The sequence below is a fragment of the Burkholderia sp. CCA53 genome (genome assembly GCF_001685525.1).
Taxonomy (GTDB): domain Bacteria; phylum Pseudomonadota; class Gammaproteobacteria; order Burkholderiales; family Burkholderiaceae; genus Burkholderia; species Burkholderia multivorans.
In genome coordinates this window covers 2,274,694-2,288,579 of sequence record NZ_BDDJ01000002.1, presented here as the reverse complement: position 1 = coordinate 2,288,579, position 13,886 = coordinate 2,274,694, and the positions used below count along the sequence as shown (strand labels likewise).

Genomic DNA, 13,886 nt, shown 5'->3' with positions numbered 1-13,886 from the left:
GCGTGCCGATCCCCGTCCTGTTTGCCGTTCTGTGTGCCGCCTTCCTGCACGCATCGTGGAATGCGCTGGTGCGCAGCAGCGGCGACCGGTTGCGCTCGGCCACCGTCCTGCAGATCGCGATCGGCGCGTTTGCGCTGCTGTTCCTGCCCGCGGCCGCGCCGATCGCGCCGGCGAGCTGGCTTTATGTGATCGCCTCGGCCGTGCTGCACGTCTTCTATACGCTGCTGCTCGTGCGCGCGTACGAGCACGGCGATCTCAGCGTCGCGTATCCCGTCGCGCGCGGCACGGCGCCGCTGCTCGTCACGCTCGGCGCGGCGGCATTCGCCGGCGAACATTTGAGCGCGGGTGCGCAGGCCGGGCTCGTGCTGATCTGCGCGGGCATCATGGCGATCGGACTCGAGCGCGGCCGCGCCGCGACGCACGCGATGGCGCAGGTCTTGCCGACGGCATTCGCGACCGGCGTGTCGATCGCCGCATACAGCGTGGTCGACGGAATCGGCGTGCGCGAAAGCGGCAGCACGGTCGGCTATACCGCGTGGATGTTCGTGCTGACGGGTGCGCTGATGGCCGCGTACTATCGGCTGCGCGCCGGGCCGCTGCGGGTTCTGCAGGATGGGGCGGAAACGGCGAAGGCGGCGTGCGGCGGCGTATTCGCGGCGCTCGCGTACGGCATCGTGATCTGGGCGATGGACCGGGCGCCGATGGGGCCCGTATCGGCGCTGCGCGAAACGAGCGTCGTATTTGCTGCGCTGATCGCACGCGTGTATCTCGGCGAGCGGCTGACGCCGCGTCGCGCGGCCGGATGCGCCGTGATCGCGGCCGGTGCGCTGTTGATCAGTACATTCGCTGCCGTGCGCTGAGTCGCGCGGAATAGTGCGGAATGGCGCGGCGGGGTCGGCGGCCGATGCTCAAACGGAAAGACCGGGCGCCCCGCACATCGCGAGACGAAAGAGCACGACCGCCCGTGCCGCGGCAAGCGCACGATCGCCCGTCACTCTTCGACCGGCATCGCGCTCGTGCACTTGATTTCGTCGAGACAGACGCTCGAATGCACGCCGCTCACACCGGGAATGCGCATCAGCGTCTCGAGCAGGAATCTCGACAATCCCTTCAGATCGTGGGCGACAACCTTCAGCACGTAGTCGATGTCGCCCGTCACCGAGAAGCACTCCTGGATCTGCGCGAGATCGGACACGAGCTTCTGGAACTTCGACAGGTCGCGGATATGCCCGCGCTCCATCGTCACGTGCACGAACGCCGTGACGCCGAAGCCGAGCGTATCGGGGCACAGCCGCGTCTCGTAGCGGCGGATCGCGCCGATCTCCTCGAGCCGCCGGTGACGCCGCAACGTCTGCGCGGGCGACAGTCCGACCGCTTTGGCCAGTTCGAGATTCGACGCACGGCCGTTCTCCTGCAGGATCGCGAGCAGGTGGCGATCGATGCGATCGAGAACCGGTTCAGGCATTTTTGTTTCCTCATCTGTCTCCTGGATGCAATCTTATCTCATAATGTAGGGTTTGCATGAACGGGTTACGAAACCCGATTTCCCGACCGCGACGCTAAACTGACGCCGGATTTTCGTGTGCGCCCGCCTGCTGCAGCGGCGGGCGACGGCCCGGCGACCGTGCGCAGACACGGCGACGGGCATCGGGCACCGCCACGCGAAGATTGCAGTCCCCAACCCGGCGGCTCCACGAACGGCCGCCGGCACAGCAAAACAGCGCCCGGCACCCCGAAGGCGCACCGCTTCCGGCGGAGGCGGACAGAGTGGAGAAGACATGGTTTCTGGAAACGAGAAGGACGGCCTGAAGCGTGGGCTGAAGAACCGGCACATCCAGCTGATTGCGCTGGGTGGCGCGCTGGGTACCGGGCTGTTCTTGGGCATTGCGCAGACGATCAAGATGGCCGGCCCGTCCGTGCTGCTCGGCTATGCGGTGGCCGGCGTCGTCGCGTTTTTCATCATGCGTCAGCTCGGCGAGATGGTCGTCGACGAGCCCGTCGCCGGCTCGTTCAGCTATTTCGCAGACAAATACTGCGGGCACTTCACAGGTTTCCTGTCCGGCTGGAACTACTGGGTGCTCTACATCCTCGTCAGCATGGCCGAGTTGTCGGCCGTCGGCATCTACGTGCAGTACTGGTGGCCCGGCGTGCCGACGTGGGTCTCCGCGCTCGTGTTCTTCGTCGTCATCAACCTCGTCAACCTGACCAGCGTGAAGTCGTACGGCGAGACGGAATTCTGGTTCTCCATCATCAAGGTCGCCGCGATCGTCGGCATGATCGGCTTCGGCGGCTGGCTGCTCGCGAGCGGGCATGCGGGACCGGAAGCGAGCGTCGCGAACCTGTGGCAGCACGGCGGCTTCTTCCCGAACGGCGTGTCGGGCCTCGTGATGTCGATGGCCGCGATCATGTTCTCGTTCGGCGGGCTCGAACTGGTCGGGATCACGGCGGCCGAAGCCGACGATCCGAAGCGCAGCATTCCGCGCGCGACGAACCAGGTCATCTACCGGATCCTGATTTTCTACATCGGCGCGCTCGGCGTGCTGCTGTCGCTGTATCCGTGGCAAAAGGTCGTGTCCGGCGGCAGCCCGTTCGTGCTGATCTTCCATGCGCTGAGCAGCGACGTGGTCGCGAACGTGCTGAACGTCGTCGTGCTGACGGCGGCGCTGTCGGTGTACAACAGCGGCGTCTACTGCAACAGCCGGATGCTGTTCGGCCTCGCGAAGCAGGGCAATGCGCCGAAGGTGCTGTGCTCGGTCAACCGGCGCGGCATTCCGCTCGCCGCGCTCGGCGCGTCGGCACTCGCGACGGGCGTCTGCGTGCTCGTCAACTACTTCATGCCGGGCAAGGCGTTCGAAGTGCTGATGGGGCTCGTCGTGTCGGCGCTGATCATCAACTGGGCGATGATCACGCTGATCCATCTGAAGTTCCGTCAGGCCAAGCGGGCAGCCGGGGAGGAGACGTCCTTCCGCAGTCTGGGCTATCCTTTCACGAATTACCTGTGCCTGGCGTTCATGGCTGGCATTCTCGTCGTGATGTACCTGACGCCGGATCTCCGCCTGTCGGTGTACCTGATTCCCGTGTGGCTCGCGGTTCTCGCGGTCGGGTATCGCTTCCGTCAGAAGAATGCCGGCTATGCGCTGCGTAACGGCGCATCCGCACGCTGACGCGCGCCGCGCCCGATCATTCCTCCAAACGAGACCGACATAGCCATGTTCGAACATATCGAAGCGTATCCGGGCGATCCGATCCTCACGCTGAACGAGAACTTCCAGAAAGATCCGCGCGACCGCAAGGTCAACCTCAGCATCGGCATCTATTTCGATGCCGATGGGCGGATTCCGGTGATGGGCGCGGTACGCGAAGCCGAAACGGCGCTGCAGCGCGAGAGCGGCCCGAAGCCGTACCTGCCGATGGTCGGTCTGGCCGCGTATCGCGACGCGGTGCAGGCGCTCGTGTTCGGCGCCGATCATCCGGCGCGTGCGGCCGGTCGCATCGCGACCGTGCAGACGCTCGGCGGCTCGGGCGCGCTGAAGGTCGGCGCGGATTTCCTGAAGCGCTATTTCCCCGACGCGCAGGTATGGCTGAGCGATCCGAGCTGGGAAAACCACCGCTTCATCTTCGAGCGTGCGGGCTTCACGGTGAACACGTATCCGTACTACGACGAAGCGACGGGCGGTCTGAAGTTCGACGCGATGCTCGCGGCGATCGACGCGCTGCCGGCGCGCAGCGTCGTGCTGCTGCATGCGTGCTGCCATAACCCGACCGGCGTCGATCTCGACGAAGGTCAGTGGGAAAAGCTGATCGACGTGATCGAAGCGCGCGAACTGCTGCCGTTCGTCGACATGGCCTACCAGGGCTTCGGCGCGGGGCTCGACGCCGATGCGTTCGCGGTGCGCGAACTGGCGCGGCGCGGCGTGCCGGCGCTGGTCGCGAATTCGTTCTCGAAGAACTTCTCGCTGTATGGCGAACGCGTCGGCGGGCTCAGCGTCGTCTGCGAAGATGCGGCCGCCGCCGAGCGCGTGCTCGGCCAGCTTGCCGGCGCCGTGCGCTCGAACTACAGCAACCCGCAAACGTACGGCGCAAAGGTCGTGTCGGCCGTGCTCAATACGCCCGCACTGCGCAAGCAATGGGAAGAAGAACTGGCGGCGATGTGCCGCCGCATCGCGCGCATGCGTCAGGCGATCCACGACGGGCTGCGCGATCACGTCAGCGGCGAAGCGCTCACGCGCTACGTGAAGCAGCGCGGGATGTTCACGTATACGGGCCTGACCGAATCGCAGGTCGAAGCGCTGCGCGAAGTGCACGGCGTGTACATCCTGCGCTCGGGCCGCATGTGCGTGGCCGGGCTGAACGATTCGAACGTCGGCATCGTCGCGGATGCGATCGGCCAGGTGCTGAAGAGCGGCGTCTGAACGCGGTTGCATGCGTCGCGAAAACCGGCTGTCTCCTCGACGGAGGCAGCCGGTTTTTTTATGCTGCCGTCCGCCGCCGCCCCCCTGTCGCGGTCGCAGGCACAGCAGTACGATCACGGAATCGTACGCAGATCGACACGGAACGCATGGGTATACGGATCGTACAGCTGGGATCGCCGCGCGCAGCGGGCGAAGGGGTGCGGATCGGCACGGTGCGTCGGCCTCCGCGCGGCGTGCCGAAAGCCGAATTCGCCTCGCGCGATTATTACGACGTGTGGCTGCCGACGCTGTCGCCGAGCGCCGAACTCGTCGCGCAGGCGCAGGCCGCCGAAAGCGACGCCGAATGGCGCGCGTTCAAGCGTCACTTCCGTGCCGAAATGGCGCATGGCGATGCGGCGAAGGTGCTCGATCTGCTCGCGGCGCTGTCGGCGACGACCGCGTTCTCGATCGGCTGCTATTGCGACGACGAAAACCGCTGCCACCGCAGTGTGCTGCGCGAACTGCTCGCCGAACGCGGCGCGACGATCGAACCGGCCGCACGATGACGGCGCCGCCCGCTTGACGCAGATCAAGCGTGCGGCGGCACGCGCCACTATGCTCACGTGAACGGATGCGGGCGCCCGCCCGCGCAGGCGCGGCCGCCGATCGCGCCGCCGGGCACGACGAATGCTCGACGAAACCGACGGCCGGCCCATGCAGCAGCTTCAGGCGGCGCGGCCATCGCCGGTTCGACGGCCGACACCGCAGGAGGAGTCATGACACTGCAGGGCAACATTCACGAGCGCGACTGGTCGGTCGAAGTCGAGACGCGGCCGTGCGAATCGGGCGAGTTCCGCTGCCGCGTATCGGTCGAGCACGGCACGGGTGCCGGGCGATTTCACCATACGTTCGAGCACAGCCACGCGTATCCGACCGAGCACGAAGCGATGATCGAAGGTTTGCGCGCCGGGATGACGTGGATCGAACTGAAGATGTCGCAGGCGTTCAACGTCTGAGGTTCACAGGCGACCGCCGGCGGCTGGCGGGCCGCCGCGGCCGCGCGTCGGTTCGCGTGCGTCACACGCGGGAGAGCGCCTGCGCGTCGAGAATGCGGACGCGTTTGCCGCGCGTTTCCACGAGCGCGTCGCGATGGAAGCGCGAGAACATCCGGCTGACCGTTTCCAGCTTCATCCCGAGATAGCAGCCGATTTCCTCGCGCGTCATCCGCAGATTGAATTCCGAGGCCGAATAGCCGCGCGCCTGGAAGCGCGACGACAGATTCAGCAGAAAATGCGCGACGCGCTGCTCGGCCGACATCGTGCCGAGCAGCAGCATCTGGCTCGATTCGCGCACGATCTCGCTGCTGAGCAGCTGATAGAGGAAGTGCTGCATCGGCTTGATCTCGCGGCACGCCGCTTCGAGCGCGTCGAACGGGATGATGCACACGACGCTGTCCTCGAGCGCGATCGCGTCGCAGCAGTGCCGACCGCTGCCGATGCCGTCGAGGCCGAGCGTTTCGCCGGCGATCTGGAAACCCGTCACGTGCTCGCGGCCGTCGCGATGCATCATCACCGTCTTGAACGAGCCGGCGCGTACCGCGTACAGACTGTGGAACGGATCGTCCGCGCGGAACAGCGCATCGCCCTGACGCACGTGGCGCGTCGCGCAGATGATCGCGTCGAGGCGGCTGTACTCGGCCGCGGTCAGGTGCGGCGGCAGGCACATCGCGCGCATCGCGCACGCGGAGCAGCGCGCGGCTGCCGGCTTGGCCGAATCGGCGCGCGCGATGGCCTGAAACGGGCTCGGTTGCGGGCCGGTCACGGGCGCGTCGAGGACGCAGGCGGTAGCAGTGGACATGAGACACTCCGGCACGGTCAAGGTCGGTGCGCGCGTGCGTGCACCAGCGATTCGATCAGGCGGCACGCGGCGTCGAATTCGACGGTCTTGTCGAAGAAATAATCGGCGCCGGCAGCCGCGCACGCCTGTCTGAATGCCGGCGCGGAATGGTTCGTCAGCACGATGGTGACGATGCGCGGGACGGCCTTCGACAACATCCCGATCAGGTCCAGGCCGCTGCCGTCGGCAAGCCGCAGATCGACGATCACGACGTCGGCCCGGCTGCGGTGGATCTGTGTCCACGCGCGCTGGCCGTCCTCCGCTTCGCCGACGACCGCGACGCCGCGGATCGCGCCGACGAGCAGCGCGATCCGGCGCCGCACGGGCACGGCATGGTCGACGAGGAATACCCGCAGCGCAGCGGGCGACGGACCGGCATTCATCGAGCCAGTATCGTGCTGCGCCGCGGAAAAGGAAATCGGCGGAATTGGAAGTTGGCGTAGGCCGCTTCGTCGCGTTGTAGGGGTTTTCCTACAACGGATGCGGCGCGACGAACGCGTGCGCGCAGCGGTCACCGCATGCTGCGTGCCGCGGGCGCGGCTCGGCGCCGCGTCGGCATCTCTGTGTCGGGCGCTCTTCAGCGCTGCGCGCGCGCGGCGAGCGCATCGCGCGCGGTGCGGCATGCGGCGAGATCCCATGCCGCGCAGCCGACCGTCTTGAACAGCATCGGGCCGCCGCGCGCGAATGTGCCGTTCAGCACGTCGGCGAGCGAGGCGACCTGCTGCCAGTCGACGTTCGCGCCGATCAGGTCGCCCGCTTCATGGCGTGCGCCGGCCGGGTCGTCGACGACGAGCCGGCTGTGCCGCACGGTGTCCGCTGCGATTTCGGCCGCATCCGCCGTGAACGCGCCGACGCCGACCACGAGCCGGCCTTCGCGCGCCGCGTCGCGATAGACGGGCGTGCGGCTCGTCGTCAGCGTAACGACGACGTCGATCGCATCGGGAATCGCATCGCCGTCGAGCGGCACGAGCTGGGGCGCGTGCGCGCGATGTGCCGCGCAGAATTCGGCCGCGCTCGCGGCCCGCGAACCGCGCACGTGCAGCCGCGCGTCGGGAAAGAGCGCCGTGAACGCCTCCGCGTGATTCGCGGCCTGCTTGCCCGTGCCGATCAGCAGGATGTCGCGCGGCGTGCCGTGCAGCGCCTGGACGCCGAGCGCGGTGACGGCTGCCGTGCGGCGACCGGTGACGGTCGGGCCGTCGAGCACGAAGCGCATCTCGCCGGTCGTCGCATCGCACGCGATCACCTGGCCGAGGATCGTCGGCAGCCCGCGCGCCGCATTGCCGGGACACACGTTGACGAGCTTGTGGATCGCGAGATCGTGCGCGCCGGACGGCATCGACAGCATCACGCCGCCGGCCTGCAGCGGCACGACGAGCCGCTCGGGGCTGACGATCTTTCCGGCCGCGTAGTCGGCGACGGTGCGGGCGAGCGTGGCGAGCAGCGCGTGGTAGTCGAGCAGCGCGGCCGTATCGGCAGCGTCGAAAACGGGAGTCCGGGAGAGAGCGGTCATCGTAGGCGTCGGTGAGCGTGGACGAGCGCGCGGTGCGCGCGACGGGCTGCCGGATACCGCGACAGGTGGCAGGCTGGATCGAATTTATACCAGTTTGCCGCGCGGCGGCAAGTCCGGAAACCGAGCGTCCGGTCGAGTTTGGTTCTAATATCTGTCCACCGATCGCTGTCGCGCGCCGCGCGGGCGATCGATCCGTTTCGATTCTCATCCGACCACGCAGGAGCCCCCAGACGATGTCCGCGCGTCCCGAATCCCCCGAAGGCGGTTTCCGCCCGCTGCAAATCTACGAGCAGGTTGCGGAGAAGATCCGGGACGAGATTCGTGCCGGACGCTATGCGCCCGACACGCGGCTGCCGTCCGAGCGCGAGCTCGCGGCGCTGTTCCAGGTCGGGCGGCCCGCGGTGCGCGAAGCGATCGGTGCGTTGCAGAACGAGGGGCTCGTGTTCACGAAGCGCAATTCGGGCACCTACGTCGTGTCGTCGCCGCTCGACGTGCTCGCGCAGCGCGGCGACGCGCGCGATCCGTCCGAAGCCGACGTGAGCCCGACGTCGACGCTCGACGTGCGGTTGATCCTCGAACCCGCGATCGCACGGCTCGCCGCCGCGCACGGGCGCGCCGATCCGGTCGCCGAGGGCTATCTCGCGCAGATGGAAACGATCAGCGACATCGACGATCCGCGGCAGCGCGCGCTATGGAACGAGAGCGACCGGCTGTTCCATCGGCAACTCGCGCTAATGACCGGCGACGCATTGATCGTGAAGATCGCCGACGAAGTCGCGAAGACGATGGATCAGCCGTTGTGGAAGCGGCTCAAGGACGACGGCATCTACGACGCAGGCCGGATCCGGCTCTACGTGTCCGAACACCGGCTGATCTACGAAGCGATCGTGTCCGGCGATGCGGACGCGGCCGCGTTCTACGTCGAGCAGCACATCCGGCGCGTTCGACGCGACATCGCGCCGAAATAGCGGTGCGCCGATCTGGTCGGCATCGGAACCAGATTGCTACCGATTATTTTGAAATTGCTTGCGGGCCGACCACGCGTCGTCTACATTGGTTGCGATCCAACCAGTCGGGAGCGCGTCATGCGATACCTCGTTACCGTGCTGTCGGTTGCCGTCGCGGCCGGCACGCTCGCGTCGGCTCATGCGCAGGAAGTCGTGACGATCGGCCACTCGGCGCCGCTCACGGGCCCGCAGGCCGCGAACGGCAAGGACAACGAAAACGGCGCGCGGCTCGCGGTCGACGAACTGAACCGGGCCGGCGTGAAGGTCGCGGGCAAGACGGTCACGTTCCGGCTGCTGTCGGAGGACGATCAGGCCGATCCGAAGGTCGGCGTGCAGGTCGCACAGAACCTCGTCGACAAGGGCGTCGTCGCGGTGCTCGGCCCGTACAACTCGGGCGTCGCGATTCCGGCGTCGCGCGTGTATGCGAACGCCGGCGTGCCGATCCTGCCGGTCGCGTCGAATCCGGCGCTCACGCGGCAGGGCTTCAAGAACATCTTCCGGATCGGTGCGAGCGACGAGCAGCTCGGCGGCACGATGGCCGCGTTCGCCGCGAAGACGCTGAACGAGAAGACGGCCGCGATCATCGACGATCGAACCGCATACGGGCAGGGGATCGCCGAGCAGTTCGCGAAAGTCGCGAAGGCCAACGGCATCCGGATCGTCGACCAGGAATACACGAATTCGTCGGCGACCGATTTCCTCGGGATCCTCACCAAGATCAAGGCCGGCAATCCGGACGTGATCTTCTTCGGCGGCTATGCGGCGCAAGGCGCGCCGATGGCCAGGCAGATGAAGCAGCGCGGGCTGCGCGCGAAGCTGCTCGGCGGCGACGGCATCTGCTCGGCCGACATGGGCAAGGTGGCGGGCGAGGCGGCGTCGATCGTCTACTGCGCGCAAGGCGGCGTCGCGCTCGACAAGACGCCGGCCGGCCGCGCATTCCTGAAGAAGTATCACGACACCTATCACACCGACACGCAGGTGTACGCCGTGAACTATTACGACGGCGTGAAGCTGCTCGCCGAGGCGATGGCCAAGGCCGGCACGACCACCGACAAGGCGAAGCTGATCGCGCAGCTCGCGAAGTCGAACTACGCGGGCGTCGCGGGCACCTATTCGTTCGACGCGAACGGCGACCTGCAGGGCGCGCCGACGACCGTCTACGTGATCCGCAACGGCTTGCCCGAGCCCTACGCGCGATAGCCGTACGCCCGTCACCGGCGGCGCGCCGCGCCGCCGTCGTTTCGCGTTCACGTTCTCGAATCGATCATGAAGATTTCCCGTTCCCTGTCCACCGTCGAAGTCCATACGGGCGGCGAAGCGTTCCGCATCGTCACGAGCGGGCTGCCGCGTCTGCCGGGCGACACGATCGTGCGGCGCCGCGCATGGCTGAAAGAGCACGCCGACGAGATCCGCCGCGCGCTGATGTTCGAGCCGCGCGGCCACGCCGACATGTACGGCGGCTATCTGACCGAACCCGTGTCGCCGAACGCGGATTTCGGCGTGATCTTCGTGCACAACGAAGGCTATAGCGACCATTGCGGGCACGGCGTGATCGCGCTGTCGACTGCGGCGGTCGAACTCGGCTGGGTGCAGCGCACGGTGCCGGAAACGCGCGTCGGCATCGATGCGCCGTGCGGCTTCATCGAGGCGTTCGTCCAGTGGGACGGCGAGCACGCGGGCCCCGTGCGTTTCGTCAACGTGCCGTCGTTCATCTGGCAGCGCGACGTGTCGGTCGACACGCCGTCGTTCGGCACCGTGACCGGCGACATCGCGTATGGCGGCGCGTTCTATTTCTACGTCGACGGCGCGCCGTTCGATCTGCCCGTGCGCGAATCGGCCGTCGAACGGCTGATCCGCTTCGGCGCGGAAGTGAAGGCCGCCGCGAACGCGAAGTATCCGGTCGTGCATCCGGAGATTCCGGAAATCGATCACATCTACGGGACGATCATCGCGAACGCACCGCGCGATCCGCGCTCGACGCAGGCGAACTGCTGCGTATTCGCGGACCGCGAAGTCGACCGTTCGCCGACCGGTTCCGGCACCGGCGGCCGCGTCGCGCAGCTCTATCAGCGCGGGCTGCTCGCGGCCGGCGACACGCTCGTCAACGAGTCGATCGTCGGCACCGTGTTCAAGGGGCGCGTGCTGCGCGAGACGACGGTCGGCGGGATGCCGGCCGTGATCCCGGAAGTGGAGGGCAGTGCGCACATCTGCGGTTTCGCGAACTGGATCGTCGACGAACGCGACCCGCTGACCTACGGTTTCCTCGTGCGCTGAACGCTTGCGCCGCCGGGCGTGCGCCGCGCGGCGGGGCGTCGCGCGAGTTTTGGTACGATGCTGCCTTTCCAGCAGATCCCCGACCCGCGTGAATCGCCGAAACGAGTCGTCCGTGCGCGACCTTCTTGCCCAATGGGTTGCGCGCGCGCAACCGGCCGCGGCCGCCGCCGCCGTGCCCGTCAAGCGTATGCTGGCCGCCGGCTGGCACCATCTCCGTCATCCGACGCGCCGCGGCGTGCTGCTTGCGGCCGCCGCCGTGCCCGCACTATTCGCGTTGTACGTGCTCGCGCTCGTGCCGTTCACGCCCGGCATCGGCGACATCCGCAAGGCGCGCGTCGATCAGCCGGCGCGCGTGCTGTCGGCGGACGGCAAGCTGCTCGCCGAGTTCAAGCCGTCGAACCGCGAATGGGTGCCGCTCGCACAGATCTCGCCGCACGTGGTCGATGCGCTGATCGCGACCGAGGATCACCGGTTCTACCAGCATCATGGCCTCGACTGGCGACGCACCGCGTCGGCCGCACTCCACACGTTCTCCGGCGACCGGCAGGGCGGCTCGACGATCACGCAGCAGCTCGCGCGCAACCTGTATCCGGACGAGATCGGCCGCGCGCCGACGCTCACGCGCAAGCTGAAGGAGGCGATCACCGCGCTGAAGATCGAGGCCGTGTACAGCAAGGACCAGATCCTCGAGACCTACCTGAACACGGTGCCGTTCCTCTACAACGCGTACGGCGTCGAGATGGCCGCGCGCACCTACTTCGACAAGTCGGCCGACGAACTCGACGTGCTCGACAGCGCGACGCTCGTCGGCATGCTGAAAGGCAACAGCTACTACAACCCGGTGCTGAACCCGGAACGCGCGCTGCAGCGGCGCAATACGGTGCTCGGCCAGATGGTGAAGTACGGAAAGCTGACGCCCGCGCAGTTCGCGCAACTGCAGCGCCGGCCGCTGCGGATCGACTTCGAGCGGCAGAAGGAGCCGCCGGGGCCGGCGCCGCACTTTGCGCAGCAGCTGCGCAAATGGCTGATCGCGTGGGCCGACCGCAACGACTACAACATCTATTCGGACGGGCTGATCGTCCGCACGACGATCGACGCGCGGCTGCAGCAGATGGCGACGCAGGCGCTGATCCTGCAGACGAACGAACTGCAGCGCATCGCGAACAACGCGTGGAGCGGCCGCGACGGCTGCGGGACCGACAACGAAGTGTTCCGCACTTTCATGCGCGAATCGCCCGAATACAAGGCCGCGCAGGATGCCGGCAAGGACGACGCGGCCGCGATGAAGGCGCTCGCCGCGGATCGCGGTTTCATGCGTGCGCTGTGCAAGGCGAAGACCGACGTGCAGGCCGGCTTCGTCGCGATCGATCCGCGCGACGGGCAGATCCGCGCGTGGGTCGGCAGCCGCGACTTCGCGAGCGAGCCGTTCGACCATGTCGCGCAGGCGCGGCGGCAGCCGGGCTCGACGTTCAAGGCGTTCGTGTACGGCGCTGCGTTCGAGCGCGGCATGAAGCCCGACGATACCTTCGTCGACCAGCCGGTGGAGATCCCGCTGAAAGGCGGCGAGGTATGGCGGCCGAACGACGACGTGCCGCCGACCGGCAAGCCGATGACGCTGCGCGATGCGCTTGCGCTGTCGCGCAACCGGATCACGGCGCAGGTGATGGAGAAGGTCGGCCCTGCGGCGGTCGCGCGGCTCGCGCGCGACATGGGCGTGCGCGAGAGTCCGCTCGAGCGCGTGCCGTCGCTCGCGCTCGGGACGAGCCCCGTGACGCTGAAGGAGATGGTCGCCTCGTACGCGACGATCGCGAACGACGGGCTGTACGTCGAGCCGCAGATGGTGACGCGGATCGAGAACCGTAACGGCGACGTGCTGGCCGAGTTCGCGCCGGCGCCGCCGGAACGCGCGCTCGATGCGGAAGCCGACAAGACGCTGCTCGACACGATGCGCAACGTCGTCACGCGCGGCACCGGCGCGAGCATCCGCACGCGCTTCGGCGTGCGCGGCGACGTGGCCGGCAAGACGGGTACGACGCAGGACAACGCGGACGGCTGGTTCATCCTGATGCAGCCCGCGCTCGTCGCCGGCGCGTGGGTCGGCTTCGACGACGGCCGCGTGACGCTGCGCAGCGACTACTGGGGGCAGGGCGCGCACAGCGCGCTGCCGATCGTCGGCGATTTCTTCCAGCGTGCACAGCGTGCTCGGCTGATCGATCCGAAGGCGACTTTCGATACGGAGCCGTCGCCGGGCTGGTTCGCGTCGGTGCGCGAGCGCGTGACGGATCTGTTCGACACGTGGTTCAGACCCGAGCCGAACAAGGCAGCCGCGCCGGTCAAGGTCCAGCGGACGCCGCGCAAGCCCGAGCCGGCCGATGCCGGTGCGGCGTCGAGCGAAGCGGCTGCGTCGGCCGCCGGTGCCGCGTCGGACGGCATCGTCGAAGAATGGGTGCCGGCGTCCGAAGTGGCGGCGTCCGCTGCCGCGCTGTCGGGCGCGGGTTCTGAGCCTTCGGTGCAGCCGCCGCCGCAGGTTCAGCCGCCTGCGTCGCCCGCGCCGGGCACCGCGACACCGGGCGGCGCGGGCGGCGGGAGCGCGGCGTCCCCGGTCGCGCCTGCGGCGCCGCTGCAGCCGTCGGCGCCCGGTGCGCCGGACGCCGGCGACGGCGCACAGTAAGGGCGGTCGCGACACCCGGGCGGCCGGCGCGTCGAGCCGGTCGTCGCTTCGCAGATTCATATCGTCCACAACGATAATTGTCAGAAGATTCGACTGCGCGATCGGCGATTGTATGTATCTCGTCAACAGTGAATTCG

At 67.8% G+C, this 13,886-nt stretch carries 13 protein-coding genes; 9 read left to right on the top strand and 4 right to left on the bottom strand.

Translation table 11 applies throughout. The features are described from left to right. Window positions 1–2: 2 nt before the first annotated feature. The gene (locus tag BCR55_RS26335; RefSeq protein ID WP_065496561.1) at window positions 3–860 is read left to right on the top strand and encodes an EamA family transporter; all 858 of its coding nucleotides are present in this window, start codon (window positions 3–5) and stop codon (window positions 858–860) included. Window positions 861–991: 131 nt separating this feature from the next. Here the strand turns inward: BCR55_RS26335 and BCR55_RS26330 are convergent, their stop codons facing one another. After that, a complete protein-coding gene (locus BCR55_RS26330) occupies window positions 992–1,465 on the bottom strand; it encodes an Lrp/AsnC family transcriptional regulator (protein WP_006397107.1) in 474 nt (157 codons plus the stop codon). Between the two features lie 313 nt (window positions 1,466–1,778). Between BCR55_RS26330 and BCR55_RS26325 the strand changes: the two genes are divergently transcribed. From BCR55_RS26325 to BCR55_RS26310, 4 genes are all read left to right on the top strand, one after another. Further along, entirely contained in the window at window positions 1,779–3,164 is a 1,386-nt protein-coding gene (locus BCR55_RS26325) for an amino acid permease (protein WP_006403583.1), read from the top strand. A gap of 45 nt (window positions 3,165–3,209) precedes the next feature. Continuing rightward, window positions 3,210–4,412 carry an amino acid aminotransferase gene (locus BCR55_RS26320; RefSeq protein WP_006412261.1) on the top strand — a complete coding sequence of 401 codons (1,203 nt, stop codon included), beginning with the start codon at window positions 3,210–3,212 and terminating at the stop codon, window positions 4,410–4,412. A 146-nt stretch (window positions 4,413–4,558) separates the two neighbouring features. Then, window positions 4,559–4,957, top strand: a complete 399-nt coding sequence (locus BCR55_RS26315) for a DUF488 domain-containing protein (RefSeq protein ID WP_006403581.1) — start codon at window positions 4,559–4,561, stop codon at window positions 4,955–4,957. Window positions 4,958–5,167: 210 nt separating this feature from the next. Then, window positions 5,168–5,407 (top strand): hypothetical protein, encoded by a 240-nt coding sequence (locus tag BCR55_RS26310; protein WP_006397102.1) that lies wholly within the window; start codon window positions 5,168–5,170, stop codon window positions 5,405–5,407. A gap of 61 nt (window positions 5,408–5,468) precedes the next feature. Here BCR55_RS26310 and BCR55_RS26305 read toward each other — a convergent pair whose 3' ends face one another. The 3 genes from BCR55_RS26305 to lhpI form a co-directional block, all read right to left on the bottom strand. Continuing rightward, window positions 5,469–6,248: a helix-turn-helix domain-containing protein gene (locus BCR55_RS26305; RefSeq protein ID WP_059939747.1), complete on the bottom strand. Its 780-nt coding sequence runs from the start codon at window positions 6,246–6,248 to the stop codon at window positions 5,469–5,471. A 17-nt stretch (window positions 6,249–6,265) separates the two neighbouring features. Continuing rightward, window positions 6,266–6,670: a response regulator transcription factor gene (locus BCR55_RS26300; protein ID WP_065496559.1), complete on the bottom strand. Its 405-nt coding sequence runs from the start codon at window positions 6,668–6,670 to the stop codon at window positions 6,266–6,268. A gap of 194 nt (window positions 6,671–6,864) precedes the next feature. Then, complete coding sequence (gene lhpI, locus BCR55_RS26295; protein ID WP_065496557.1) at window positions 6,865–7,797, bottom strand: bifunctional Delta(1)-pyrroline-2-carboxylate/Delta(1)-piperideine-2-carboxylate reductase; 933 nt, start codon at window positions 7,795–7,797, stop codon at window positions 6,865–6,867. A gap of 233 nt (window positions 7,798–8,030) precedes the next feature. On the opposite strand from lhpI, the gene BCR55_RS26290 reads away from it, so the two are divergent. The 4 genes from BCR55_RS26290 to BCR55_RS26275 all read left to right on the top strand — a co-directional run bounded on the left by BCR55_RS26290 (window position 8,031) and on the right by BCR55_RS26275 (window position 13,749). After that, a complete protein-coding gene (locus BCR55_RS26290) occupies window positions 8,031–8,765 on the top strand; it encodes a FadR/GntR family transcriptional regulator (protein ID WP_006415245.1) in 735 nt (244 codons plus the stop codon). Window positions 8,766–8,882: 117 nt separating this feature from the next. Further along, window positions 8,883–10,004, top strand: coding sequence for a branched-chain amino acid ABC transporter substrate-binding protein (locus tag BCR55_RS26285; protein ID WP_065496555.1), 1,122 nt, complete (start codon window positions 8,883–8,885; stop codon window positions 10,002–10,004). Between the two features lie 66 nt (window positions 10,005–10,070). Further along, window positions 10,071–11,078 (top strand): trans-3-hydroxy-L-proline dehydratase, encoded by a 1,008-nt coding sequence (gene lhpH, locus BCR55_RS26280; RefSeq protein ID WP_065496554.1) that lies wholly within the window; start codon window positions 10,071–10,073, stop codon window positions 11,076–11,078. A gap of 112 nt (window positions 11,079–11,190) precedes the next feature. Further along, the gene (locus BCR55_RS26275; protein WP_065496553.1) at window positions 11,191–13,749 is read left to right on the top strand and encodes a penicillin-binding protein 1A; all 2,559 of its coding nucleotides are present in this window, start codon (window positions 11,191–11,193) and stop codon (window positions 13,747–13,749) included. Window positions 13,750–13,886 lie beyond the last annotated feature (137 nt).